General features: G+C 64.6%; 33 protein-coding genes and 1 pseudogene. 7 read left to right on the forward strand and 27 right to left on the reverse strand.

Annotation, left to right across the window (positions count from 1 at the left end):
• Positions 1 to 3: 3 nt before the first annotated feature.
• The 16 genes from ASE67_RS01525 to ASE67_RS01595 all read right to left on the reverse strand — a co-directional run bounded on the left by ASE67_RS01525 (position 4) and on the right by ASE67_RS01595 (position 8,822).
• Positions 4 to 675 (reverse strand): phage virion morphogenesis protein, encoded by a 672-nt coding sequence (locus ASE67_RS01525; protein WP_055756160.1) that lies wholly within the window; start codon positions 673 to 675, stop codon positions 4 to 6.
• Positions 672 to 1,142: a phage tail protein gene (locus ASE67_RS01530; protein WP_055756162.1), complete on the reverse strand. Its 471-nt coding sequence runs from the start codon at positions 1,140 to 1,142 to the stop codon at positions 672 to 674. Before ASE67_RS01530 ends, ASE67_RS01525 begins: the two co-directional genes overlap by 4 nt.
• Before the next feature lie 4 nt (positions 1,143 to 1,146).
• Positions 1,147 to 1,323 (reverse strand): hypothetical protein, encoded by a 177-nt coding sequence (locus tag ASE67_RS18005; RefSeq protein WP_156348452.1) that lies wholly within the window; start codon positions 1,321 to 1,323, stop codon positions 1,147 to 1,149.
• A gap of 11 nt (positions 1,324 to 1,334) precedes the next feature.
• Positions 1,335 to 2,138, reverse strand: a complete 804-nt coding sequence (locus ASE67_RS01535) for a heparin lyase I family protein (protein WP_055756164.1) — start codon at positions 2,136 to 2,138, stop codon at positions 1,335 to 1,337.
• Positions 2,135 to 2,881 carry a hypothetical protein gene (locus ASE67_RS01540; RefSeq protein WP_162236325.1) on the reverse strand — a complete coding sequence of 249 codons (747 nt, stop codon included), beginning with the start codon at positions 2,879 to 2,881 and terminating at the stop codon, positions 2,135 to 2,137. The genes ASE67_RS01535 and ASE67_RS01540 overlap by 4 nt, the downstream gene beginning before the upstream one ends.
• A 167-nt stretch (positions 2,882 to 3,048) precedes the next feature.
• Positions 3,049 to 3,402: a spike base protein, RCAP_Rcc01079 family gene (locus ASE67_RS01545; protein ID WP_235511740.1), complete on the reverse strand. Its 354-nt coding sequence runs from the start codon at positions 3,400 to 3,402 to the stop codon at positions 3,049 to 3,051.
• Positions 3,399 to 3,662, reverse strand: a complete 264-nt coding sequence (locus tag ASE67_RS01550; protein ID WP_055756169.1) for a hypothetical protein — start codon at positions 3,660 to 3,662, stop codon at positions 3,399 to 3,401. Before ASE67_RS01550 ends, ASE67_RS01545 begins: the two co-directional genes overlap by 4 nt.
• Positions 3,622 to 4,131 (reverse strand): hypothetical protein, encoded by a 510-nt coding sequence (locus ASE67_RS01555; RefSeq protein ID WP_055756170.1) that lies wholly within the window; start codon positions 4,129 to 4,131, stop codon positions 3,622 to 3,624. Before ASE67_RS01555 ends, ASE67_RS01550 begins: the two co-directional genes overlap by 41 nt.
• On the reverse strand, positions 4,128 to 4,634 hold the full coding sequence (locus ASE67_RS01560; protein ID WP_235511741.1) for a glycoside hydrolase family protein: 507 nt from the start codon (positions 4,632 to 4,634) through the stop codon (positions 4,128 to 4,130). The genes ASE67_RS01555 and ASE67_RS01560 overlap by 4 nt, the downstream gene beginning before the upstream one ends.
• Positions 4,631 to 4,966, reverse strand: coding sequence for a hypothetical protein (locus tag ASE67_RS01565; RefSeq protein WP_055756172.1), 336 nt, complete (start codon positions 4,964 to 4,966; stop codon positions 4,631 to 4,633). Before ASE67_RS01565 ends, ASE67_RS01560 begins: the two co-directional genes overlap by 4 nt.
• Position 4,967: 1 nt before the next feature.
• Positions 4,968 to 5,183 carry a tail protein X gene (locus ASE67_RS01570; RefSeq protein WP_055756892.1) on the reverse strand — a complete coding sequence of 72 codons (216 nt, stop codon included), beginning with the start codon at positions 5,181 to 5,183 and terminating at the stop codon, positions 4,968 to 4,970.
• Positions 5,183 to 5,686, reverse strand: a complete 504-nt coding sequence (locus ASE67_RS01575; protein WP_055756174.1) for a head completion/stabilization protein — start codon at positions 5,684 to 5,686, stop codon at positions 5,183 to 5,185. The genes ASE67_RS01570 and ASE67_RS01575 overlap by 1 nt, the downstream gene beginning before the upstream one ends.
• Complete coding sequence (locus tag ASE67_RS01580) at positions 5,683 to 5,901, reverse strand: hypothetical protein (protein ID WP_055756176.1); 219 nt, start codon at positions 5,899 to 5,901, stop codon at positions 5,683 to 5,685. Before ASE67_RS01580 ends, ASE67_RS01575 begins: the two co-directional genes overlap by 4 nt.
• Positions 5,902 to 6,072: 171 nt before the next feature.
• Entirely contained in the window at positions 6,073 to 6,843 is a 771-nt protein-coding gene (gene gpM / locus ASE67_RS01585; protein ID WP_055756178.1) for a phage terminase small subunit, read from the reverse strand.
• Positions 6,844 to 6,887: 44 nt separating this feature from the next.
• A complete protein-coding gene (locus tag ASE67_RS01590; RefSeq protein WP_055756180.1) occupies positions 6,888 to 7,952 on the reverse strand; it encodes a phage major capsid protein, P2 family in 1,065 nt (354 codons plus the stop codon).
• Between the two features lie 42 nt (positions 7,953 to 7,994).
• Positions 7,995 to 8,822, reverse strand: a complete 828-nt coding sequence (locus ASE67_RS01595; protein ID WP_055756181.1) for a GPO family capsid scaffolding protein — start codon at positions 8,820 to 8,822, stop codon at positions 7,995 to 7,997.
• A 159-nt stretch (positions 8,823 to 8,981) separates the two neighbouring features.
• On the opposite strand from ASE67_RS01595, the gene ASE67_RS01600 reads away from it, so the two are divergent.
• Complete coding sequence (locus tag ASE67_RS01600; protein ID WP_055756183.1) at positions 8,982 to 10,805, forward strand: terminase large subunit domain-containing protein; 1,824 nt, start codon at positions 8,982 to 8,984, stop codon at positions 10,803 to 10,805.
• Positions 10,802 to 11,848 carry a phage portal protein gene (locus tag ASE67_RS01605; protein ID WP_055756185.1) on the forward strand — a complete coding sequence of 349 codons (1,047 nt, stop codon included), beginning with the start codon at positions 10,802 to 10,804 and terminating at the stop codon, positions 11,846 to 11,848. Before ASE67_RS01600 ends, ASE67_RS01605 begins: the two co-directional genes overlap by 4 nt.
• Before the next feature lie 97 nt (positions 11,849 to 11,945).
• On the opposite strand, the gene ASE67_RS01610 is transcribed toward ASE67_RS01605, so the two are convergent.
• Entirely contained in the window at positions 11,946 to 12,218 is a 273-nt protein-coding gene (locus ASE67_RS01610) for a hypothetical protein (RefSeq protein WP_055756187.1), read from the reverse strand.
• A gap of 32 nt (positions 12,219 to 12,250) precedes the next feature.
• Entirely contained in the window at positions 12,251 to 12,508 is a 258-nt protein-coding gene (locus tag ASE67_RS01615) for a hypothetical protein (protein ID WP_156348453.1), read from the reverse strand.
• A 189-nt stretch (positions 12,509 to 12,697) separates the two neighbouring features.
• On the opposite strand from ASE67_RS01615, the gene ASE67_RS01620 reads away from it, so the two are divergent.
• The gene (locus tag ASE67_RS01620; RefSeq protein ID WP_055756190.1) at positions 12,698 to 12,952 is read left to right on the forward strand and encodes a hypothetical protein; all 255 of its coding nucleotides are present in this window, start codon (positions 12,698 to 12,700) and stop codon (positions 12,950 to 12,952) included.
• A 28-nt stretch (positions 12,953 to 12,980) separates the two neighbouring features.
• Here the strand turns inward: ASE67_RS01620 and ASE67_RS01625 are convergent, their stop codons facing one another.
• From ASE67_RS01625 to ASE67_RS01645, 6 genes and pseudogenes are all read right to left on the reverse strand, one after another.
• Positions 12,981 to 13,298, reverse strand: a complete 318-nt coding sequence (locus ASE67_RS01625; protein WP_055756192.1) for a hypothetical protein — start codon at positions 13,296 to 13,298, stop codon at positions 12,981 to 12,983.
• Complete coding sequence (locus ASE67_RS01630) at positions 13,298 to 13,657, reverse strand: hypothetical protein (RefSeq protein WP_055756194.1); 360 nt, start codon at positions 13,655 to 13,657, stop codon at positions 13,298 to 13,300. The genes ASE67_RS01625 and ASE67_RS01630 overlap by 1 nt, the downstream gene beginning before the upstream one ends.
• A gap of 99 nt (positions 13,658 to 13,756) precedes the next feature.
• Positions 13,757 to 14,104: a hypothetical protein gene (locus ASE67_RS01635; RefSeq protein ID WP_156348454.1), complete on the reverse strand. Its 348-nt coding sequence runs from the start codon at positions 14,102 to 14,104 to the stop codon at positions 13,757 to 13,759.
• 20 nt (positions 14,105 to 14,124) lie between these two features.
• A complete protein-coding gene (locus ASE67_RS18500) occupies positions 14,125 to 14,283 on the reverse strand; it encodes a hypothetical protein (RefSeq protein WP_235511742.1) in 159 nt (52 codons plus the stop codon).
• Positions 14,284 to 14,439: 156 nt separating this feature from the next.
• Positions 14,440 to 14,781, reverse strand: a pseudogene (locus tag ASE67_RS18820) (response regulator transcription factor); the annotation flags it as partial.
• A gap of 274 nt (positions 14,782 to 15,055) precedes the next feature.
• On the reverse strand, positions 15,056 to 15,715 hold the full coding sequence (locus ASE67_RS01645; protein ID WP_055756200.1) for a helix-turn-helix domain-containing protein: 660 nt from the start codon (positions 15,713 to 15,715) through the stop codon (positions 15,056 to 15,058).
• A gap of 412 nt (positions 15,716 to 16,127) precedes the next feature.
• Here ASE67_RS01645 and trxB point away from each other — a divergent pair, with 412 nt between their 5' ends.
• Positions 16,128 to 17,099, forward strand: coding sequence for a thioredoxin-disulfide reductase (gene trxB, locus ASE67_RS01650; protein ID WP_235511743.1), 972 nt, complete (start codon positions 16,128 to 16,130; stop codon positions 17,097 to 17,099).
• 34 nt (positions 17,100 to 17,133) lie between these two features.
• Here trxB and ASE67_RS01655 read toward each other — a convergent pair whose 3' ends face one another.
• The 3 genes from ASE67_RS01655 to ASE67_RS01665 form a co-directional block, all read right to left on the reverse strand.
• Positions 17,134 to 18,090, reverse strand: coding sequence for an aldo/keto reductase (locus tag ASE67_RS01655; protein ID WP_055756203.1), 957 nt, complete (start codon positions 18,088 to 18,090; stop codon positions 17,134 to 17,136).
• Complete coding sequence (locus tag ASE67_RS01660; RefSeq protein ID WP_055756205.1) at positions 18,087 to 18,269, reverse strand: hypothetical protein; 183 nt, start codon at positions 18,267 to 18,269, stop codon at positions 18,087 to 18,089. Before ASE67_RS01660 ends, ASE67_RS01655 begins: the two co-directional genes overlap by 4 nt.
• A 73-nt stretch (positions 18,270 to 18,342) precedes the next feature.
• Positions 18,343 to 18,684, reverse strand: a complete 342-nt coding sequence (locus ASE67_RS01665) for a hypothetical protein (protein ID WP_082456884.1) — start codon at positions 18,682 to 18,684, stop codon at positions 18,343 to 18,345.
• Between the two features lie 129 nt (positions 18,685 to 18,813).
• Between ASE67_RS01665 and ASE67_RS01670 the strand changes: the two genes are divergently transcribed.
• From ASE67_RS01670 to ASE67_RS01680, 3 genes are read left to right on the forward strand one after another with little or no spacing between them, the layout of a single operon-like run.
• On the forward strand, positions 18,814 to 19,767 hold the full coding sequence (locus tag ASE67_RS01670) for an ArsR/SmtB family transcription factor (RefSeq protein WP_055756207.1): 954 nt from the start codon (positions 18,814 to 18,816) through the stop codon (positions 19,765 to 19,767).
• Positions 19,764 to 20,705: a methylenetetrahydrofolate reductase [NAD(P)H] gene (gene metF, locus ASE67_RS01675; protein ID WP_055756209.1), complete on the forward strand. Its 942-nt coding sequence runs from the start codon at positions 19,764 to 19,766 to the stop codon at positions 20,703 to 20,705. Before ASE67_RS01670 ends, metF begins: the two co-directional genes overlap by 4 nt.
• A gap of 12 nt (positions 20,706 to 20,717) precedes the next feature.
• Positions 20,718 to 21,767, forward strand: a complete 1,050-nt coding sequence (locus tag ASE67_RS01680; RefSeq protein WP_055756211.1) for a homocysteine S-methyltransferase family protein — start codon at positions 20,718 to 20,720, stop codon at positions 21,765 to 21,767.
• Positions 21,768 to 21,769 lie beyond the last annotated feature (2 nt).

The raw sequence follows: 21,769 nt of genomic DNA on the forward strand, positions 1-21,769 counted from the left end.
GGATCAGGAAACGCCGTCGACCAGCGCGGCAAGGACCGCGTCCATGATGGACTTGCGATCGGCGTCGGTGAAACCGACCAGCTTGCGCTGTGGGTAGCGCGTTGGTTTCGATCGCGGCCCCGGCCGGTCGACCGCCCCCGCCTGATTGATGTTGGCGATGGTCGCGGCATAGCCAGTGAACCCGACCCACGCTTCGTCGGCGTTCGACCGGGCGATGAGGTAGCGGTGCCCCTTCATCCTGCGGAACATCGCCTTCTTGCGGATGCGACCCTTGCGTCGGAGCTTGCCGCCGCTCGCGGGTGCCTTCGTCCCTTCCCATGGCAACGACTTCATCTTGTCTAGGAAGAACGTCCGGATGGCGCCAGCTTTGGTGTCGAACCCGGTGATCTTGCCATTTTCTTGAAGGACATAGGATTTGACGATCGCCTCGCGCATCTCACCGCCGTCGGTCGGATAAAGGAATCGGCGCGGGAACCGGCCGACCTTGGGGTCGCGGCGGGGCTTGCGCGGCGCGAACGGCGTGCCGTCCGGGTTTTCCTGCCGGGTGATCCGCTGGCGCTGGCTCGCCTGCAGGTCGCGCGACAGCTTGCGTAGTAGCCGCCGCCGCGCGCCGCCTTCGAGGTTGCGGAGCAGCGTGCCGGCCAACTGGTCAATCTGCAGGAAGTCGTCGCTCATGCCGGCACGATCGTCATGCCGTCATCGAGCAGGCCCTGCAGGAGCGACACGCCGCATACGCCGGGGAAGGCGTCGGCAATGATTGGCTCGGGGACGTGGGTCGCCTTGAACTCGGACTTGCCGGTGCGCTCGACCAGGACGAGTTCGGACAGCTCCAGCTCGATCGAGACGTCGGCGGTGTCGGCGTCGAGCAGTTCGCTTTCGAACACGAACGGTTCGTTCGGCGCGCGGTCGAGCAGGTCCGGCTGCTGTTCGGCGACCCAAGCGAGGATTGGGACCATCAGCGCGTCGACCGATCCGGCATAGCCCTGCACGACTAGGTTGAGCGTGTAGTAATATTTGAAGGTCAGATTGGCGCCGCGGCGGCATTCCACACGTCCGCGGTCGATGAAGGTCGCTAGCTTTTCGGCTTGGCCGCCCAGCGCGGTGGCGAACAGCAGCTGGCGCAAGGATTCGGGCTTCTGCATCGTATCACTCCGGCGGGAGTAGAATGAAGGCGGTGATGATTGTCAGGAGCGCGGCACCGCCGATCGCGTCGGCGAATTGCGAGGACGTGCGGGACCGATGCGCGTGCCAGCGCAGACCGCCGTAAACGAAGGTTAGCAGGAAGCCGACCAAACCCAGCGCCAAGCCTAAATTTTCGCGCATCGGTACCCTCCTTACCATTCCACGATCGGTAGCGGATTTGCGACCCGATTGATCAGATTGGCGCGCGACAGTTCCATGTTCGCGTACATGCAGACGAAGCGGTTCGGGTCTTTCTTCCGGTACACACCCCACTGCCAGTAGCCGAAGCCGCTGTCGTTATTGTAGCCGAAGCTGGTGTTGAGGTGGGTCGAGACCTTCACACCGTCGACCCACAATTCGAGCGCGCCGGTGTCCCTCAGGCTGGCGCGGAAATGCAGCACAATGCGGTGCCACCTGCCCATCGTCATCTGAAAACTGCCACGGTTGACGTAGTTCGGGTTGGCGATGGGGGAGGCATGCTTGGCGTCGAAGAATGTCGACAGCGTGACGGGGATGCGGGTCGTGCCGTCCGCATGCACGAAGCTCTTGCCGGCGGTGAACGCCAGCGGCGGCGACATATGGACGTCGTCGGGTTCGGGATAGTCGTGCCACTGGCCACAGATCGAGAATTCGGCGGTGGTCGGCGTGTCGATGCGAAATTGGAAGGACAGGTAGCCGTCCTCCTCGAACTGGAAGATCGAGCCGCCATGGCCGGGGACGAGCGGGTTGATCGGCACGACTTCCGACCGCTCATTGCCGGACGTCAGGTTGCTAATATCGCCGAGGTCGCCGTCGCGCAGCTCGAACCTTGCAATGCTGCCGTCGCCCAGCAACTTGAACTGGTAACGGTTCAGCCGCTCATAGGCGAACGATCGGCGGTAATTGATGCCGCCGATCGGAATCGTATCGCGCGTGCGATTGATCGACGATCCGCGCAGGAGCAGCGGGTGGATCATCGCGCGTACAGGAGGTTAAACGACCGAACATCGCCCAATGCGATGGCGGTCTTGTCACTATCCTCGATCGCCTTGGTGATGCGCAAGGCGAGGCCGTTCAGCACGACATAGTCGCCGAGCGACATGTCGGTGACCGCGTTGGGTTCCAGCTCAAAGATCATCACCGGAGCGGGCAGCGCGGCCTCATCGATCTTGGTCGCCGAGTCATACGCCTTGAGGTACAGCGGATAGGTCGCGGCACTTCGCAAGCGCACCCGTCCGAGCCGGGCAGTTCCCGCATAGACCAAGTCGGAATAGACGCCTGCCGCGACAGTGTTGAACCGGTGGACGCCATTGATGACGCGGTTCGCAGTCGGCTTTTGGTTGCGGCTGTCGATCGACAATCCCAGCGAAGCTACGACCGGTGCCCGGGTGTTCGAGAACACCTGTGCGCCCGCCGGATCACGAAGCGGAAACGCGGGTGCCTCGCAACCGTCCTGCGAGAAGCTGACGCGGATCGCGCCATACGGATCGGTCTCAACGACCGTCTGCTCCCCTTCGCCGACCTTGGCAGGCGTGCCGGCAGCCAGCTTATAGTTGCGGTACCGGCCGGCGATGATTGGTGGGATCGAGAAATCGATCGGCGTACCGTACTGGTCGACGGCGAGGCTGACAGGCGTAAGCGGACCGCCATTGCCGGCGTCCCACAGTTTGCCCAAGAACGTGCCGCCCATGTGCGCGAACATTTTGCTGACGAAAGACATATCGGTGCTTCCGAAGGAGGATCAGGGGAAGCCCATCCACCAGGATACGGCAGGGCCGTCCGCTCCGGTGATGGGCGATTGCGCGGTGTCGACGGGGCGGCGGCAGCCGGACGCCAGCGTTAGCGCCGCTGCGCGCCCCGCCAGAGCGCCCGAGGTCCGCGCGCGCATTAGGCTTCCGCGACCAGATTGCCGGCGGTTGTGCCGGTCGCGCGGACGTGGCTGACGCGGATGCCGATGTACGAGCAGTCGCTCATATTCTTGTACGTGACGTCCGCCGCCGAGCCGGCCGGGCGCACCGTGACGTCGCCGCCGGTGCCGACATAGATCCCGCGCGGGATCGGATCGAGCGCGACGCCATCGCTCGGTACGACGGCCTTCGCCGTGCGGGCGGGCAGCACCGCGTCGACCAGCGCCTTGACGCGGCCGAGCAGCGACAGAGGGTTCGGCGTCTCGGTGACCTGCCCGATCGGGCGGGAGGCGACCTCGGCGGCGAGCGCGCGTTCCTCGATGGGCGTGGTCATCGGGCAGCATCCTTGCAGGCGCTAGCGTCGTGCCAGCCAATGAGGCGCAGCAGTTGGTCGCGGGAATCGCGCAGCGCGGTCGCCATGCGGATCGTCGCGGCGCGGACGCTGGCAGGCATCGTCGCTTCGGCATCAGCCGGATAGCCGAGCGGCGCGACCGGGCAGCGCAGCAGCTCGGCCGGCGGCGTGTCGCGGATCTCGACGACGACTGGCACCGACTTAGCGACCGGCACCTGCCGGACGCAGGCCGGCAAGGTCATTAAGAGCAGCGAACCAATCGCCATCGACGCGGTTCGCGCCATTGGCTTGCGCTTCGATCTTTGCATCGGCGGCTTCCATTCTCTGGGTGGCAGCGCGCGCGGCCTCGGCGGCGGCGCGGGCGTGGGCGGCATCGGAGTGGGTGCGGGCGTCACGGTCGCGCATCGCCGCCGCCAGCTTGTCGGCGGTCATGCGGTCGCTGTCGGTGCGGAAGGCGGCGAGGTCGGCGATCGCGGCCTTGCAGCGCTGACCGGTCGCGACTTTCACGCGCTTGCCGTCGACCGTCTCGACCGAGGCGGCATAGGTGCTGCCGGCGGCGGCGCAGGCAATCTCCGACCATTGCAGCGCGCGGTCGCGCTCGCCGGTCACCCGCGACCACTGAACGTACAGGAAGGCAGCGGCGGCGCCGAGCGCGATCAGGGTCAGCCATTGGCGGTTGCCGACGATCTTGGCGAGGGCGGCGGCGATCATCGCGCGTCCTTTCCGGTTCGCATCATCGTCGACAGGCGCAGTGCGCGCGCGCCGACCTGTCGCGCCCACAGCGACGCGAGCATGCCGGCGGCGGCGTCCTCATATTCACGACGCTCGATCATGCGCAGCGTGCTCTTGAAGCCGAGCAGACGTGCGATGCCTAGATTGAAGCACATATTGAGCAGCACGCGCTGCCGGACGTCATCCAGCCCGCGCCACCAGGACAGGCGACGGTCCAATTGGCGCTCGCAGCCGACGATGTCATTGGCGAAGAGCGATTCCGCCTGCAGCTTCGTGACGCCGTGCCGCTTCACATGGGCGAGCGCCTGGGCGGGCGTATCGCATCCGAAGAGCCGGGCCTCGCTGCCACTGATACCGACGTCGTCCAGATTGCGACCAATACCGACGGTCAGCCTGGCCGCCGTGCAGCGATAGGTCTTCAGCCGCAGCCCTTCGTCGCGGGTCAGCTCGGCCACGAGCTTGTGCATCGAATAGGTCGTCACTTGCTGCCTCCGAAGAAGCGGTCGCGAACCAGCGCGGGCAACGACACCAGCGCGTCGATGACGGCGCTGGCGAAGCGGGGTGTGGCGCGGAAGGCGATCATCCCGGCGGTGAAGACGATGCCGTCGACCACAAAGGTATGCAGGTCGAACAGTGCGACGATCACGCCGCGCGCGAAGTACGAGACGATGGTGCCGATGGTGAATTGCAGGAAGCGATCCGACCAGGTCAGTCCCTTCTCATAGGCGAGGCTGACCGCCGCGCCCATCGCGCCGGGTAGCAGGCCCGCCAGCAAGGCGAGCATCGTGTCGATGATGGTGAGCAGTTTGCTCATGTCAGTCCCACAATTGGAGGAGGGGGCGGGTGGCCGGAGCCGTCGCGGCGGCGTCGGGGATCAGGATCGCGGTGCCGGCGGGAAGGACCGGTCCCAGCGCAGCTAGGCCGGGATTGGCGGACAGGACGGTGTCGATCGCCTCTGGACCCAGGCCCCGGTCGCGGTGCAGGAGCTGGTCGAGAGTATCGCCCTGGCGCGCGGTGGCGGTGTCGGCCATCACAGCAGCTCGACGTCAGTGCGGGTGCGGCCGAGGATGTCGCGGATCGCGTGGACCGCGTCGCGGTGCAGTTCGCCTATGGTCGGATCGAGCGCGCCCGCGTCGCGGTCACCGCCAGCGGTGGTGTCGAGGTCGCGATGCCGCTCGATCAGCTCGACCTTGGTCAGCGCGCCGACGGCACGGTGGAAGGCGATGACCAGTCGGCTGATGCCGTCGATCTTTTTGGCGGGTACGTCGGCAAGGCTCGCATGCCCGGCGAGCGTTTGCACCGCCGCCCACGCGCCGAGCTGATTGTCGATCGACAACAGTGCCGCGCGGACAGCATCGCGCAGCCGTTCGGGCGTCACGACCTGTCGCGTGCCGATGCGCTGGTCGAGCCGCAGGCGGTCAAGGTTGATGGCCGGATACCAGTCGGCCGCAATCTCGCCCTCGGTCGCGGTGACCGGGGCGGGGATGACCGAGCCGAGGCATTCGCCGCCGGCGATGGTGCCGAAGCCGCTCATGCGCTGCCGATCATGCCGACGATCGCGCAGGCGGCGGCGATGAAGGTCAGCAGACCAAATGCGCCGACGGCGAGCGCGATCGGGCGGAACTCGGGGTCGCGGGTGCCACCGCCGATACGCGGTTCCTGCGCCAGCCAGAGCGCGCCGGCAAAGGTCAGCACCGCGCCGAGCAGGAGGGCGGCGGCGAGGGCAAACAGGAGGGCGGCGTGGGTCACGGGGCGGGCTTTCGATAAATTCGGGGGTGGAGGCCGGAGGAGCGTGGCCCACAGCCCGAAGGCCCTCCCACGTCGTGCGACCTGCCCCCGAGACGCCGGGGGGCGAGCTGGTGTCAGCGGCTGTTCGCCATGCAGCACATGAAAAGCATGAGGATGATGAGGAAGAGCAGGTCAGGTGTCGCCATTTGCGGTCTCCAGCTTGGTGGCGGCGAGACGCTTCTCGACGGCCTTGATGGTGGTCTTCACGCCGACGCGGTCGTGCAGGCCCTGGGCGGCCTTCATGGCGGTCAGCGAGCGGACGAAGAGCGGGGTGGCGTCGGCGCCGGTGCCCGATGCGGCCTGCGCGGCACGATCCAGCTCGAAGCCGATCGCCTTCAGCAGCTTGGCGCGGACCTCATCGTGCATGTCGTCGTGCGCCGTCAGCGCCTCAACCTGTTCGAGGATGGCGAGGTCGAACGGCTTGTCGGCGGCCTGCGCCTTTATCGCGGCCTCGGCGATTTCCTCGACCACCAGCGTCGCGGCATCGCGGGCATAGCGCTGCGGCATGGCGACCTTGTGGGCGAGGACATGTTCGATCAACGGCATTGCGGCGGCATAGTCGCCGACGTCGATCGACCAGACCATGGCGGTCGGCAGCACGTCGCCCGACACGCCGGCGCCGGCCGCTTGCGCGCCCGACAGCAGACCGGCGACCCAGTCGGCATATTCGGGCAGCATCTCGCGCTTCGCAGCGATCTTGCGATCGATCGACTTAATTTCCTTCAGCCGCTGCAGGTCGTGACGCAGGCGGGCACCGATTTGCGCGGCGGCGGTCGCGACCGCGCGATCGACGGGAAGGGGGGCCGCCACCGGCGAACCGGTGGCGGCGTTGACGTCGCCCATGGATGCGAGCGCCGATTGTTCGGCCAGGATGCGTTCCCGGTGACGGCGAGCGAGGCTCATTGCGCTGATCCTATGGGTGACGTGTCATGCGGGGCGGTGCGGCGTCAGGCCGGCTTGCTGCCCATGACGATGTTCTCGACCAGCGAGGTGTAGCCGTAGTCCTCGACCACATACGCCTCGTTCCAGCTCTCGTAGTTTTCGAAGCGGTCGCGCTTGGCGACCTCGACAAACTGGCGGCGGCGGGTGTTTTCCTGCTGATAGATCGACAGGTTATCGAGGCGGGTGATGAGGATGGTGCCGGCCGGGAAGGCGGGCACGCGCACCGCCGGCAGGCCGCCGATCTGCTTTTCCGAGCGCAGGATGCGGTCGCGCGATTCCTGCTCGGTCGCCTTGTCGCCGGCGGCGTTGATGATCGGGAAATATTTGTCGTTCAGCAGGTCGCGGCCGATGATGACGACCAGGTCGGTATCGTCCTGCGCCCACGGATCGAGATTGCTGATCGCGTCATAGACCAGCGCGTCCAGGTTCACGAAGTCGACAGCCTTGCCGATCTCGCCCTCGCCGACATAGATCGCCTTGGTCGCGCCGCTGGTCAGCTCGCCATCGTCCATGACGCGGGCGGGCGCCTTGGTGCGGATGTGGTGCAGCCACCCGTAGTTCACGTCCTGCAGCAGCGGGTTGTTCGCCTTGTTCGACGTCGCGGCGTGGGCCGTGCCGTGCCACCCGATCATGATCCGGTCGCGGGCCTGCGACTTCAGGATCAGGTCGCGGATGCGGGTCTGGAAGTCCTTGAACTTCGCCCAAGCGTCGATCTTCGCGTACGACAGGTGGGTGTCGTGGTTGACCTTCTCGCAGCGATACTTGTGGCTTTCGGTGCCGGTCGGGTCGACCGTCTTACGCTCGCCGTCGCCGCTGGTGTCGGTCGTGCTGGATACCGGCGTGGTGATCGAAAGGCCGATCTTCTCGCCTTCCTGCTCGGGCACCTCGACCACGTTGATCCGCGACAGGAAGTCGCTCGATTCCTGCAGCTTGGTGATGAGCTTCTGCGAAATGGTCGGTTCGATCGCGAAGCGGGTCGAGCCGACCTCGCTGGCTTCGATGCCGTTCAGCAGCGCGACCTGGCTGACATAAGCGGTGAGTGCAACGCGGGCGAATTTACGAAGGGACATGAACGTCTCCGGGTGGAAGTGGCGGCAGGGGGCGGGGGCAGATCAGCAGTCGGTCACGACGCCGGGGGTGTCGCCGCCGGTCGCGGGCGAGCGGCTGAAATTGTCCGGCGCCTCGGTGGTGGCGAGCTGGTCTTCGATCGCCTTGAAGCGAGCGTCGGCGCCGGCAACGCTGTCGATCAACGGCTGCAGCTTGCCGGCGACCGCGTCACCGACGGCCGCCGCGATGGCCGAAAAGTCGTTGTCGTTCGCGGGCGTCTTCACCGGTTCCTGCACCGGCGGCTTCGGCTCTTCCTTGCGGCTCGCGAAGACTGCCGAGAAGGCGGCCATCACGCCCTCCTTGACGCTGGCGGTGATGCTCTTGGCGTCGACCTGGTCGGCCTCGAATTCGATCGCGAGCGCCTCGGTGCCAGCGGCGAAGATCGACCCGGGTGCGGTGCGGGAGAATTTCAGCGATTGGGTGCCGATGCTGGCGGGGGTGTCGGTGAAGGCGAGACCGATCAGGCCGACCTTGCCGCTGCCGGCGTAGCTGGGGGTCAGTTCGACCGAGGGGAACGGCTTCTGGTCGCGCGCGGACAGTTCGACCAGCTGGTCGTTGGCGTCGACCTGGAGATACAGCGCGCGGCGCTTCTCATCCTTGCCGGCGATCTTGATCGTGTCGTCCTGCGCCTTCACGGCGAAGATCGAACCATAGCCGTTGAAGGGAGGCTCCGGGCTGAAGCCGGTGAGGTGCTCGATGTTGATGCGCGGCGTGTAGCTGTCGAGATTGAAGGTCTCGACGGCCTCATCGATCATCTCTGCGGTGATGGTGCGGCCGTCGCTGATCGTGTTGCCTTCGACGAAAGCGCGGAAGAACTGGCTTTTCTTGCCCATGGCGGCGTCCTGCGATGATGCCGGGGCGGTGCCGGCTGAATGGAAGCATCACAGGGGCGGAAGGCGGGCCGCATCTCAAGCGAGCGCAATGGTAGAGTGCGTCTCTACCATTGCCGGTGGCTCCGGGGCGGGGGTGGGACGTGGCTAGGGTCGCGGCCGATGGAACCTGCCTCCGCACCTTTCTTGCGCAATCCGCTGACGCTGCCGGTCGAGGACCGGCGGCGGGCCGCGCGCAGCCTGTATTGGCGCGGGTGGGAGGTCAGCCAGATCGCGGATGAGCTGGAGGTGGCGCGGACCACCGTCCAGTCGTGGAAGGATCGCGGCAAATGGGACGATGTGCCCAGCATCCGGCGCCTGGAGGACTGCCTCGAAGCGCGCTGGATGATGCTCATCGCCAAGGACAAGAAGACGCCCGGCGATTTCAAGGAAATCGACCTGCTTGGGCGTCAGGTCGCGGCGCTGGCGAAGGTCCGCCGGTACGAGGAGCCCGGCGGTCACGAAGGCGACCTCAACGAGCGGGTTGCGAACCGCAATTCCGGTCCGCGCAAGGAAAAGGCGAAGTCCAACCACTTCACCGCCGAGCAGGCGGCCGAGCTGAAGGCGATCTTCCTCGATCAGCTGTTCGGCTATCAGGAAACGTGGTGGGCGAACCTGTCGCGCCGCACCCGCATGATCCTGAAGTCGCGCCAGATCGGCGCGACCTACTATTTCGCGTTCGAGGCGCTGATCGACGCGATCGAGAGCGGGCGCAACCAAATCTTCCTCAGCGCCAGCAAGGCGCAGGCGCACCAATTCCGCAATTACATCGTCGGTTTCGCAAAATTGGTGGGGGTCGACCTGAAGGGCGACCCGATGCTCATCACCAGCGCGCTACGCCCCGAGGGTGAGGCGGCGGCGGAGCTGCACTTCCTCGGCACCAATTTTCGCACCGCGCAGGGCCGCAGCGGGAATTTCTATTTTGATGAATTCTTCTGGGTCCACGGGTTCGAGGAGCTGAACAAAGTCGCGTCCGGCATGGCGACGCACAAGCACTGGCGGAAAACGTATTTCTCGACGCCGTCGACCGTCGCGCACCTTGCCTATCCCTACTGGACCGGCGAGCGCCGTAACCGGCGCAAGGCCAAGGCCGACCGGATCGAGATCGATGTCAGCCATGCCGCGCTGAAGGACGGCCGGCTGTGCGAGGATGCGGTCTGGCGGCAGATCGTCACCGTCCATGACGCGATCGAGAAGGGGTTCGACCTGGTCGACCTCGACGAGCTGCAGGACGAATATGCCGAGGACGAGTTCGCCAACCTGTTCGGGTGCGTGTTCGTCGACGACAGCCTGTCGGCGTTCCGGTTCAACGACCTCGTCGCGCTCGGCTGCGACAGCCTGGTCGAATGGACCGACTTTGATCCGGAGTTGGCGCGACCGTATGGCAACCGTGCGGTGTGGGCGGGCTATGATCCGCAGAACAGCGAGGATGGTGATAATGCCGCGCTGGTCATCATGGCGCCGCCGACGTCGGCCGGCGGCAAGTTCCGGATCCTCGAACGGCATCAGCTGCGCGGCCTCGACTTCGAGCAGCAGGCCGAATTCATCAAGGCGGTGCTGTCGCGCTACACCGTGACGTATCTCGGCATCGACGCAACCGGCGTCGGCGCCGGCGTGCATCAGTTGCTGGCGAAACCCGACAGCGGCATCGGCGGCGTGACCAAGATCGAATATTCGCTCGAAGTGAAGGCCGCGATGGTCATGAAGGCGCAGAATATCGTGCGCCGTGGGCGCCTGGCGTTCGACAGCCTGTACATGGACGTCGTCTCCTCGTTCATCTCGATCAAGAAGACGATCACGACCAGCGGCCGGAACATCACGTTCAAGGCCGGGCGGGGCGGGCAGGATGGCCATGCCGATATCGCCTGGGCGGCGATGCACATTCTCATCAACGAGCCGCTCGACGGCAAGGAAAAGCCCAAGGGCTCCATGGAGATCATCGAATGAGCAAGCGCACCCAGCGGATGAGCGCGCGTGCCGCCCGCGCCGCGTCTGTCGGCGCGATCGTGTCGGCGAACGACCGCAGCACCGCGATCGAGGCGTTCAGCTTCGGCGATCCCGAGCCGGTGCTCGACCGATCGCTGCTGCTCGACATGCTGGAATGCCCGCACAACAACCGCTGGTACGAACCGCCGGTGTCGCGGCAGGGCCTCGCACGGGCGTTCCGGGTGTCGCCGCATCATTCGTCGGCGATCATCTTCAAGCGAAACCAGCTGCTCGGCTCCTTCCGGCCGACGCAATGGCTATCCAGCGACACCTTCGCCAAGCTGGTGCAGGATTATCTGGTGTTCGGTGACTGTTTCGCGGTGAAGGTCCGCAACATCGCCGGCACCACGATGCGGCTCGACTATACGCCGGCAAAGTATACGCGGCGGGGCTTGGAAGCGGGGCGGTGGTTCTATGTTCCCGGATCGACGCAGGAGCAGGAATTCGATCGTGGAAGCGTGATCCAGTTGATGCAGCCGGACGTCAACCAAGAGCTGTACGGCGTACCCGAGTACATGTCAGCGCTGCAGGCAGCATTGCTGAACGAAGCCGCGACCCTTTTCCGCCGGCGCTACTACCTAAACGGGGCGCATGCCGGCTACATCATGTATGCGACCGGCGACATCGACGTCGCCGATACTGATAAGCTGAAGGAGGCGATGAAGGCGGCCAAGGGACCGGGTAACTTCCGCAGCATGTTCGTTCATGCCCCGAACGGCAAGGAACAGTCGATCCGGATCATCCCGATTGCGGAAGCCGCGGCTAAAGACGAATTCCTCGGCATCAAGTCCGCCTCGGCCGCCGACGTGATGGCCTCGCACCGCGTGCCGCCGCAGCTGCTCGGCATCGTGCCGGCGCAAGGATCCGCGTTCGGCAATCCGGTCGACGCGGTGCGGATGTTCGAACACAACGAAATTAGGCCGCTAAAGCGTGTGTTCCTCAGTCTGAACGACCGTCTGGGCATTCCGGCGGTCATGTTCGAGGAATATGCCGACGCGGCATGAGGAACACTTCGTCGGCCGATCTGCCGTTCATTATAATGGCTATAGCGGGTCGCTTGTCGCGATGGGTGGCGCCAGTTGAGCCGGCGCCACCCTTTGATCAGTAAGGTTGCAGCTGCCCGTTGACGCAGCGGGCGATAGGGTTTGCGTAGACGTAAGGGCCATAGCGACCTTCCGTGCGACCACCGCCGACGCCGTAGCGGTTGCAGGTGTCGCGCTCGTATCCGACTTGGATCGTCATGTCGGCGTCGTCGTAATAGTACCGTTCGTACATGAGATCGCCTTCCTCTTGGGCGATCGCGGGAGCAATCGGCACGGCGGCCGTTGCGAGTGCGAGCATCATGCCGGCACCCATCGTCACGAGTTTCTTCATCGTCTTAATCCTTCTGTCTTAGCTGTTCAGGATCAGGCTGCGAGAATGCGATCTGCCGTGATTGCCTCTGCTTTGTACGCGTACTCGTCGACCGGCGGCTCACCGGCCATGCACCGCGCGTATTCGTTTAGGCGGCAGTCTTTCAGAGTCGAGTAGCCGTAGGTGTCGTACGTGATGCACACCCGGACAGAGTATGTGACGCAATCGCCACTATCGGCTTCGGCCATGGCAGGCGCGCTGGCCGACAGTGCGGCGACAGCGATCGCGCTGAGCTTCAACAGCTTCTTCATGGTGGCTCTCCGTTCAGCGCAGCAGCCTAAGTCCCTATCGAACCTACCGATTCTGCTGGGCATAGGTGCAGCCTAGTCCAAAAGGATGAGGCCGCAACCCGCATTCATGATTAATGTGCCGAGCGGGGCGGGGCCCAAGCCGACGCATCGCCGATTGCGGAACAAGAAGAGAACATCTATATCCCTTCCATGGACTCGCGCTGGAGCGGTGGCATGGAGATCGATCGTTACGGAGAGCGCCGCCCGGATTTTGCCGAGTGGCTGTTGATGCAGCGGGATCGCGGCGACTGGGTTGACGCGATCGCTGACCAGGCACGGCGCGACCGCGCATTTCCCCGGTGCGGTACCGCCGACGATGTCCGCGCCCATTTCGAGAAGGCGCAGGCCGATGGCGAGGCGCTGGCCGCGCTCGATCATGCCGAGATCGATTATAATGCGTACTGATCGATCTGATATTATGTCGAACGTGGCATCACCAGAAATCCGATAAGAACTCGTCCAGCCGCGCCTTGCATTCCCGAGACAAGGTAAGCCAGCAGCGGCGCTTGTCGTTCGGATCGTTTGTCCGAATTACCAGCCCTGCCTCCTCCATCAAAGCCATATGTCGGAGCCAAGTCGTTTGCGCCACGCGTATTAAAGGGCCAATCGCGGATACGGCTATTTCTGTTTCTTCTTCTTCGGCGATGTAGAGCTGAAGGAGCGCATCCTGAATTGGGTCCGTCATTGGAGCGAATGCCAGGCCGGCGACTTTTGCCCGAAACGAAAGGATAGCGCGCGCGCGATAGGCCATCACGGTAGCCTTCTTTTGGACCAAGATGGGTCGTGGCCCGCCTTCGTTAGCCGGTGTCGATGGCGCAGCGTGCCGATCAAGATAAGAATAAGCGTTGGATACGCGCTCATGGCATGCAGGATCAGATAGACGTCCCGATAATAGAGCGGCGCGTACCAGATTGCCAATTGCAGCAGTAAGCTGACGATCAGGATCGCAGCTAGCCATAGGAGCCAAAACCTCTCCGCCAGCAATGCCAGCGCGATAACGACAAGAGTGAGGATGGTATCGACTGCGAAAACGCCCACCTCTCGACTGCCGAAGATGCGGTGGGACGCAACCGCGGCCGTCGCGAAAACGGCAACTACGATTGCCGCCATAGCCAAGCGCTCCGGCGCACCGCCCCGACGAAAGCTCCAGACGGAGACAGTCAGCAGAGACGCTAGGTAGAGGTAGGCATTCACGCTGATGGAACGACGTCAGGCAACCAGCGAAAGCGATTGCTTGATCGGTTCAGGATCGCCGGTCGTCGGGAAGATATCGCCGTGCGATGTGGGGGTGAAGAAGTCATGCTCGACACCGATCTCGTGCATCCGCTTGTGACACCGCCCTAGGTGGGCACGCGCTTCGACCGTGAGCATCATCGCTTTGACCGCGTCGTTGAGCGGTGCCTGGATAATCCCGAATTTCAGCTGCAGCTGACGACGATCGGCTACCAGCGTCTGAACCATGGTGGCGGCGGAAACAATGGCATCATCGGCGGACTGTTCCGCAGTGAGAAGTCCCCGCGTAATTTCTGTAATTACCGGATGGAGCGGCTTAACCATCGCGAAACCCCCTAGCTTGGTTATGGGCGCAGGTTCGTGAAGATGGCCACGAGTCCTACGGCAGCGACAACCGACATTGCGAGCGCAGCGCATAGCGCCACGACCAAGCCGATGATCACGAGCAGGCGATGTCCGAGCCCCAATTTGGACGGCGCGATCGCTCGCTCGAGATACAGCATTCGGGAGATCCTAGCCCCCGGTGCTGCCGGTTCTAACTGCGGCACGGTGGTTGCCTCGGCGGTCGCTTCGTCCTCAACCCCATCAATTTTACCGGTCACTTCGGTGGGGGTAGCTTCCCGACTGGAAGCGCCAGCGGAACGGAGCATCCTAGCGGCTTCTTTCCGGTTCCGTGCCCCTAGCTTCTGACGAGCGTCCGCCAGGTAGCCATTAACGGTAGCGGTCGAGATACCGAGCTCCGTGGCGATCTGACCCGTATCGAAATGCAGGGCGACAAGCTCAAGGCACCGGCGCTCGCGCGGTGTGAGACGGGACAAGGCATCTGATTCGGGCACATCGGTGTCATACCGCCATATCGGACCAAACCAACGCCTCGCAGACTGGTCCGCAAATTGCGCGAACTTAGAGGATGGCGAGTTTTGCCGACCCGATTTGCGCGCTATTCCCCCCGCCTCGCCCGCGCTCTTTTCGTGGCGCTTTTGACGCATGCACCGCGCCATTGGTTCCTGAGGGGAAAACAGCGTTAGAACGCCGCGATTTTGGCGAGCGCTTGCGACGCAGATCGACGCAGCCAGCCCGTCCGCGCGCGGAACGGCAGCAATTCGAATGGCACAGGTCGTGCTCGTCCCCGTCGCTAAGCCATCGGGGCGGCGCAAGCCGCACCGGCCGACAGTCGCCGAGGGCGCGTCGTATGCGGGTGGGCGTACCGTATGAAGGGGAGGGGACAATCAAATCAGCGTATCGCGTAGCGATGCCTTTCAATTACCGAAGGTATCAGATGATCTGCGGTAGCGGTTCAGAGCCATTTTGGCACTCGCGACTGTCGACAAGTGCGGCCATGCGTCGGAAGGCCTCGGCCATTGGTGAAGCGCTTTCGAACAGGAAGTCGACGCGCTGCTCGCAGCTGGTGGATGCGAGCATCTCCGCGGTGATCCGAGCATGCTCTTCGACGAGGAATGCCGCGTCTGCCGGGACAGGCGTCGGACGGAGAAATTTGGGGAGATAGCGACTGACGATCTGGGGAAGCGTCGGCCGGTAAGCGTTCGAGGTCTGGCGGTATCGCTTAGCGTCGTCGTCTGCTGGCTGCATCGTGAAGCGGCGCTGCTTCTGAATCAGGCCCAGACCCTCTAGGATCGAGATCGCCCGCGACACAGTCCTTCTGGCCAGATTGGTCTTTTCCGCGATCCTGTCGTAGGACGGATACACACGCCCGCCATTCAGGCGCGCCAAGTCCAAAATCTCTTGCATGACGCGCACGGCACCAGCGGTGAGACTGGTGAGCAATCGCTCGGACGCTGTCAGTGCGATTTCACCTGCGCGCGCTCGGCGCCGTAGCCCCCTCGCAGCATCGAGCGCCTTCCTCGTCGCGTGCATGATCCGATCCGTCTCACCCTTCCCAGGCGTGACCCAGAAGGTATGCTCGAAGGTGCCCATTTCCTTGCTGCCCCGACGCACGGGATTGCCCCTCCGGTGCGCGTTGCAGCGGTTTGCAGCGGCCCCGTAAGTATTTGATATTTGCACGCGGATATTCCCCCGGTATGGGGAAAACGCCAGCTTTTACAATGTCATGTAGCGGAATCATAATCCTGGGGTCGGGGGTTCAAATCCCTCCTTCGCTACCACCCGCCACGGCATTCGTGCCCTCGGTCGCCGCCATCGGAGCGTTGCCGACCTGAGCGGAAATCGCGATTTTTGCTTCGTTCCCTCACCCTGCGATGACGTCCTGCACGGCGGGTTTTCCCGTGCGATCAGCGCGCGGCTTGTGCGCTAGCGGAGTGTCCCCATGTTGCGTTCGACCCCGCTACCGGCATAGACGTGCCGCTCGCTTCGAACGGAATCTGATCTCATGGCTGTTACGCACCACACCCGCATGCTCGTCCTCGGTTCGGGACCGGCGGGCCTTTCCGCCGCCATCTATGGCGCACGCGCGGGCATGGAGCCGATCGTGGTGCAGGGCATCCAGCCTGGCGGCCAGTTGATGACCACGACCGATGTCGAAAACTATCCGGGCTTCCGCGACGTCGTACAGGGGCCGTGGCTGATGGGCGAGATGCAGGCGCAGGCCGAGCATGTCGGCACGCGGATGATGTGGGACACGGTCGTCGATGTCGACGTATCGCAGCGCCCATTCCGCCTGACCGGCGACAGCGGCGATGTGTACGAGGGTGAGGTGCTGGTGATCGCTACCGGGGCGCAGGCGCGCTGGCTGGGGCTCGACAGCGAGGAATTGCTGAAGGGCAAAGGCGTGTCGGCCTGCGCGACGTGCGACGGCTTCTTCTATCGTGGCAAGAAGGTCGCGGTGATCGGCGGCGGCAATACCGCGGTCGAAGAGGCGCTGTACCTGACCAACCACAGCGACGACGTGACGATCATCCATCGCCGCGACAGCTTCCGCGCCGAACGCATCCTGCAGCAGCGGCTGTTCGCCAGCGACAAGATCAGCGTGCTGTGGAACAAGCAGGTCGAACGCTTCGTCGGCGGCGGCGAACCGCACGGGCTGGTCGCGATCGAGCTGAAGGACACGGTGACTGGCGAACTATCGATGCTGGAAGTCGACGGCGGCTTCGTGGCGATCGGCCATCACCCGGCGACCGAACTGTTCCGGGGGCACCTCGCGCTCGACGACGACGGTTATATCGCGGTCGAGACCGGATCGACCCGGACCAGCGTTCCGGGCGTGTTTGCGTGCGGTGACGTGATGGACAAGGTATATCGCCAGGCGGTGACCGCAGCCGGCACCGGCTGCATGGCGGCGCTGGACGCGGAACGCTTTCTCCAGGCCGCGGAATTCGAGGGCGTAGCCGAAGCCGCCGAGTGAGGCGAGGGCCGGGCACGAAGCCCGGCCCTGCGCATTAGGCGCCCGCGTCGGCGAGGCGGGCGAGCTGTTCGGTGGTAAGTGCCAGCCGCCATGCGCCAACCAGCTCCTCCAGCTGCTCCACACTGGTGGCGCTGGCGATCGGGGCGGTCACGCCCTCCTGCGCCGCCAGCCATGCCAGCGCGATCTGGGCCAACGTGGCGCCGGTTTCGGCGGCAACGGCATCCATGGCGGCCAGCACGGCCGCGCCTTTGCCGGCCAGCAGCTTCTCCACATTGCCGCCCCGCACGCTCTTCTGAAGGTCGGCCTCCGAGCGGTATTTCCCGGTCAGGAAGCCTGAGGCGAGCCCATAATAGGGCGCAACGCCGATATTATGTTCGACGCAGAGATTCTGCAGTTCGCCTTCATATTTGTGCCGGCTCACCAAATTATATTCGGGCTGCAGCACGTGGAAGCGGGGCAGCCCCTCGGCCGTTGCCAGATCAAGTGCGGATTTCAGTCGCATCGCGCGGAAGTTGGAGGCGCCCAGCACCCGGACCTTGCCCGCGTCGATCAACTGGCCGAACGCTGCGAGATAGTCCGCCTGCGGCGTGTCCTCGTCATCCTGATGCGCGTAATAGAGATCGATCCGATCGGTGCCGAGCCGGCGCAACGATGCATCCGCCGCAGCCGCGATGCGCGCCGGGGCAAGTTTCTCGCCACCATCGGCGGGAAGCATCCCGACCTTCGTCGCGATCAGCACCTGGTCGCGCTTGCCCGATTGACGCAGCCATTCGCCGATGATCGTTTCCGATTCGCCGCCGTGATGCCCGTCAACCCATGCCGAATAGACGTCGGCGGTATCGATCATTGTCCCCCCGGCATCGACGAAGGCGTCGAGAATGCGAAAGCTGGCGTCGCGATCGACAGTCCAGCCGAATACGTTGCCGCCAAGGATCATCGGCGGCGTTGCGAGATCGGTCGCGCCCAGCGTGCGGTGGGGGATATCGGTCATGGACGGTCCTTCGGATCGGGGGCAATGGCATTCGCATCAAGCGCGGCGTTGTCGAGCATCGCGGCGGCATCGTTCAGCGCCGCCGCCTCACCCTGCGTCACGCCGCCCGGCGCGGATCGGTCGTCGGAGCCGCTGCATCCGGCAAGGAATAGCGCGATCAGGACAAGGGCAGGGCGCATCGATAGTCTCCCAACGAAAAAGGCCGCGCCCCGTTGCATCGGGACGCGGCCTCCTTTCCGTAACCGAATGCGATCAGCGCTTCAGGTCGCGACCGGCATTTTCGAGTGCTTCACCGGTTTCGCGCTGGGCGTTGTCGGTGGCCGCATCGACCTTGGCCGCGCCGCGATCGATCGCGGCACCGGCGCGGTCGGTAGCGTTTTCGATCTTGTCGCCTGCACGGTCGGCGGCGTTCTCGGCGGCACCGAACGCACGGTCGCCGGCGGTCTTCACGTCGCTGACGGCTTCGCCCATCGTGGCATTGACGTCGGCTGCAACGGCATCGGCCGCCTCACCGGTTTCGTTCTGCGCCTTCTGGCTGCAGGCACCGATGGAGAATGCGGCGGCGGCGAGCGGCAGCAGAATGAGCTTCTTCATGGCGGTTTCCCTTCCGTTATGATCGGGCGCACAACGCGCCATCACCATTGCGGTTGCATCAAAGGCGCCATGTCCGACGCAGCTTATCGTTGATTGACCTGATATAAAGATTTCTTTATATCATGCAGCATGACACCGGCTCTCGACATATTGCGCGCGGCCAGCGACGCGACCCGCTTGCGGGTGCTGTGGCTGTTGCGGTCGATGGAATTGTCGGTCGGTGAACTGGCGCAGGTGCTGGAACAAAGCCAGCCGCGCGTCAGTCGGCATATCAAAATCCTGTGCGATGCCGGGCTGACGATCCGGCGCAAGGAGGGCAGCTGGGTTTTCGTTGCTCTGGGGCAGGCCGCGATCGTGGGACCGTTGCTGGCAGCGCTCGACGCGTGGGTGGCTGCCGACGATCCATGGCGCGACGCAGATAGCGCGCGACTGGCCGAGGTGCGGGCTGACCGGGCCACCGCCGCCGCCGCGTGGTTCGAGGCGCATGCCGGCGAATGGGACGCGATCCGATCGCTGCACGTCGCCGAGGAACAGGTCGAACGGGCGATGCTCGCAGCGCTGGGCAGCGAGCGGATCGGGATGCTGGTCGATATCGGCACGGGCACCGGGCGGATGCTGGAGCTGTTCGCGCCACAATCGGATCAGGCGATCGGGATCGACCGGTCGTCGGAAATGCTGCGGCTTGCCCGCGCCAAGCTGACTGAGCGCGGGCTGGACCATGCCGAGCTGCGGCAGGCCGATATCCAGGCGCTGCCGCTGGGCGATGGTGCAGCGGACACGGCGGTGCTGCACCACGTCCTGCATTTCGTACAGCATCCAGGCGCCGCCATTGCGGAGGCGGCGCGGGTGCTGCGGCCCGGCGGGCGGCTGTTGATCTGCGATTTCGCGCCGCACGAGCGTGAGGAATTGCGGGTGCGCGATGCCCATGCGCGGCTGGGCTTTTCCGATGAGCAGATGCGGCGCTGGTTCGCGGAGACCGGATTGTCGCCGGTGTCGATCGAGACGCTGGGTGGCGGCGAGCTGACCGTGAAGCTGTGGATGGCGCGGCGCGCCTATGACGTACAAGAGGTGAAGGCGGCATGACTCCTACGATTTCCGATCTCGAAGAGGCGCGCCGCGCACTCGACGCGCCGTTGTTCGCCGATCTGGCGGGGGACTGCGCGGTCAGCTTCGAATTCTTTCCGCCCAAAACCGAGAAGATGGAAGCGGCGCTGTGGGACACCGTGCGTGCGCTCGAACCGCTGGCGCCGAAGTTCGTCAGTGTCACCTATGGCGCCGGTGGATCGACGCGCGAGCGGACCCATGCGACCGTCGCGCGCATCGCGCGTGATACGTCGATGCCCGCTGCTGCACATCTGACCTGTGTCGAGGCGAGCCGCGCCGAGATCGATCAGGTTGCGCAGAAATATTGGGCCGCCGGGGTGCGTCACATCGTAGCGCTGCGCGGCGATCCGCCGACCATGGGGCAGAAGTTCGTCGCGCATCCCGACGGCTATGAAAATGCCGCCGCGCTGGTTGCGGGGCTGCAGAAGCTGCATCCGTTCGAGATTTCGGTCGCTGCCTATCCCGAATGTCACCCGGATTCGGAGCATAAGGCCGCGGACCTCGATAATCTGAAGCGCAAGATCGATGCGGGGGCGACCCGGGCGATCACGCAGTTCTTCTTTACGCCCGAAGCCTTTTTCCGCTTCCGCGACGCGGCGGCGGCGGCCGGCATCAATGCCGACCTCGTACCGGGTATCCTGCCGGTGTCGAACGTGGCGCAGGTGCGCAAGTTCGCGGATATGTGCGGCGCATCGATCCCGGCGTGGATGGACCGCCTGTTCGAAGGGCTGGATGACCATCCCGGTGCCCGCGCGCTGGTCGCCGCGACCGTTGCGGCGGAAATGTGCCGCAAGTTGTATGCCGGCGGCGTGCGCGACTTTCATTTCTACACGCTCAACCGCGCCGAACTGTCCTACGCCATCTGCCACCTGCTGGGGCTGCGGCCGAAGGCGACGCCGGTCGCCGCGGCGGCCTGAGGGGAAACTGCCATGACCAATGCCCGCGAACGGCTTAACGCCGAAGCCGCCCAGCGCGTCCTCATCACCGATGGTGCGTTCGGCACCGAAATCCAGAACTGGAAATTGTCCGAGGCCGATTATGCCGGCGCGCTGACGCTGGGTCATGACCAGAAGGGCAATAACGATATCCTGGCGATCACCAAGCCGGAGGTGCCGGAGACGATCACCCGCGCCTATCTCGACGCCGGGTCGGATATCGTATCGACCAATACGTTCAGCGCAAACCTCATCAGCCAGGCCGATTATGGCGCGGAGGCGCTGGTTGCGGACATCAATATCGAGAGCGCGAAGATCGCCCGCCGTCTGGCCGACGATTATGCCGCGCGCGATGGTCGCCCGCGCTTCGTGGCCGGCGCGATCGGGCCGACCAACAAGACGCTCTCGCTCAGCCCGGACGTCAACGATCCTGGCTATCGCGAGATCGATTTCGACTATCTGAAGGGCGTGTACCGCGAACAGATCGACGCGCTGGTCGTGGGCGGCATCGATTTCGTGCTGATCGAGACGGTGTTCGACACGCTGAACGCGAAGGCCGGGGTGCTGGCGGCGATCGAAGCGGGGCAGGCGCTGGGCCGGGACCTGCCGATCATGCTGTCGATGACGCTGACCGACCTGTCGGGCCGCAACCTGTCGGGTCATACCGTCGAGGCATTCTGGCACGCGATCCGCCATGCGAAGCCGGTGACGATCGGGCTGAACTGCTCGTTCGGCGCGGAGCAGCTGCGCCCGCATGTGAAGACGCTGAGCGAAATCTGCGACACGCTTATCATGGTCTATCCCAATGCCGGCCTGCCCAACGAACTGGGTGCCTATGACGAGGCACCGGCGACGACGGCGGCGCTGGTCGGTGACTGGGCCGATCACGGGCAGGTGAATGTGCTGGGCGGCTGCTGCGGATCGACGCCGGCGCATATCAAGGCGATGGCCGAACGCGTGCGCGGCGTCGCACCGCGCAAGGTACCCAACGTGCCGGTGCAGACGCGCCTCGCCGGGCTGGAACCGTTCACGATGGCGGCGTAAGG

This window comes from Sphingomonas sp. Leaf23 (genome assembly GCF_001421585.1).
Classification (GTDB): domain Bacteria; phylum Pseudomonadota; class Alphaproteobacteria; order Sphingomonadales; family Sphingomonadaceae; genus Sphingomonas.

Coding starts and splice junctions, on each gene's coding strand:
- ASE67_RS01525 (WP_055756160.1), bottom strand. CDS start 675: ATGAGCGACGACTTCCTGCAGATTGACCAGTTGGCCGGCACGCTGCTC.
- ASE67_RS01530 (WP_055756162.1), bottom strand. CDS start 1,142: ATGCAGAAGCCCGAATCCTTGCGCCAGCTGCTGTTCGCCACCGCGCTG.
- ASE67_RS18005 (WP_156348452.1), bottom strand. CDS start 1,323: ATGCGCGAAAATTTAGGCTTGGCGCTGGGTTTGGTCGGCTTCCTGCTA.
- ASE67_RS01535 (WP_055756164.1), bottom strand. CDS start 2,138: ATGATCCACCCGCTGCTCCTGCGCGGATCGTCGATCAATCGCACGCGC.
- ASE67_RS01540 (WP_162236325.1), bottom strand. CDS start 2,881: ATGTCTTTCGTCAGCAAAATGTTCGCGCACATGGGCGGCACGTTCTTG.
- ASE67_RS01545 (WP_235511740.1), bottom strand. CDS start 3,402: ATGACCACGCCCATCGAGGAACGCGCGCTCGCCGCCGAGGTCGCCTCC.
- ASE67_RS01550 (WP_055756169.1), bottom strand. CDS start 3,662: ATGACCTTGCCGGCCTGCGTCCGGCAGGTGCCGGTCGCTAAGTCGGTG.
- ASE67_RS01555 (WP_055756170.1), bottom strand. CDS start 4,131: ATGATCGCCGCCGCCCTCGCCAAGATCGTCGGCAACCGCCAATGGCTG.
- ASE67_RS01565 (WP_055756172.1), bottom strand. CDS start 4,966: ATGAGCAAACTGCTCACCATCATCGACACGATGCTCGCCTTGCTGGCG.
- ASE67_RS01570 (WP_055756892.1), bottom strand. CDS start 5,183: ATGGCCGACACCGCCACCGCGCGCCAGGGCGATACTCTCGACCAGCTC.
- ASE67_RS01575 (WP_055756174.1), bottom strand. CDS start 5,686: ATGAGCGGCTTCGGCACCATCGCCGGCGGCGAATGCCTCGGCTCGGTC.
- gpM (WP_055756178.1), bottom strand. CDS start 6,843: ATGAGCCTCGCTCGCCGTCACCGGGAACGCATCCTGGCCGAACAATCG.
- ASE67_RS01590 (WP_055756180.1), bottom strand. CDS start 7,952: ATGTCCCTTCGTAAATTCGCCCGCGTTGCACTCACCGCTTATGTCAGC.
- ASE67_RS01595 (WP_055756181.1), bottom strand. CDS start 8,822: ATGGGCAAGAAAAGCCAGTTCTTCCGCGCTTTCGTCGAAGGCAACACG.
- ASE67_RS01600 (WP_055756183.1), top strand. CDS start 8,982: ATGGAACCTGCCTCCGCACCTTTCTTGCGCAATCCGCTGACGCTGCCG.
- ASE67_RS01605 (WP_055756185.1), top strand. CDS start 10,802: ATGAGCAAGCGCACCCAGCGGATGAGCGCGCGTGCCGCCCGCGCCGCG.
- ASE67_RS01610 (WP_055756187.1), bottom strand. CDS start 12,218: ATGAAGAAACTCGTGACGATGGGTGCCGGCATGATGCTCGCACTCGCA.
- ASE67_RS01615 (WP_156348453.1), bottom strand. CDS start 12,508: ATGAAGAAGCTGTTGAAGCTCAGCGCGATCGCTGTCGCCGCACTGTCG.
- ASE67_RS01620 (WP_055756190.1), top strand. CDS start 12,698: ATGGACTCGCGCTGGAGCGGTGGCATGGAGATCGATCGTTACGGAGAG.
- ASE67_RS01625 (WP_055756192.1), bottom strand. CDS start 13,298: ATGGCCTATCGCGCGCGCGCTATCCTTTCGTTTCGGGCAAAAGTCGCC.
- ASE67_RS01630 (WP_055756194.1), bottom strand. CDS start 13,657: ATGGCGGCAATCGTAGTTGCCGTTTTCGCGACGGCCGCGGTTGCGTCC.
- ASE67_RS01635 (WP_156348454.1), bottom strand. CDS start 14,104: ATGGTTAAGCCGCTCCATCCGGTAATTACAGAAATTACGCGGGGACTT.
- ASE67_RS18500 (WP_235511742.1), bottom strand. CDS start 14,283: ATGCTGTATCTCGAGCGAGCGATCGCGCCGTCCAAATTGGGGCTCGGA.
- ASE67_RS01645 (WP_055756200.1), bottom strand. CDS start 15,715: ATGGGCACCTTCGAGCATACCTTCTGGGTCACGCCTGGGAAGGGTGAG.
- trxB (WP_235511743.1), top strand. CDS start 16,128: ATGGCTGTTACGCACCACACCCGCATGCTCGTCCTCGGTTCGGGACCG.
- ASE67_RS01655 (WP_055756203.1), bottom strand. CDS start 18,090: ATGACCGATATCCCCCACCGCACGCTGGGCGCGACCGATCTCGCAACG.
- ASE67_RS01660 (WP_055756205.1), bottom strand. CDS start 18,269: ATGCGCCCTGCCCTTGTCCTGATCGCGCTATTCCTTGCCGGATGCAGC.
- ASE67_RS01665 (WP_082456884.1), bottom strand. CDS start 18,684: ATGAAGAAGCTCATTCTGCTGCCGCTCGCCGCCGCCGCATTCTCCATC.
- ASE67_RS01670 (WP_055756207.1), top strand. CDS start 18,814: ATGACACCGGCTCTCGACATATTGCGCGCGGCCAGCGACGCGACCCGC.
- metF (WP_055756209.1), top strand. CDS start 19,764: ATGACTCCTACGATTTCCGATCTCGAAGAGGCGCGCCGCGCACTCGAC.
- ASE67_RS01680 (WP_055756211.1), top strand. CDS start 20,718: ATGACCAATGCCCGCGAACGGCTTAACGCCGAAGCCGCCCAGCGCGTC.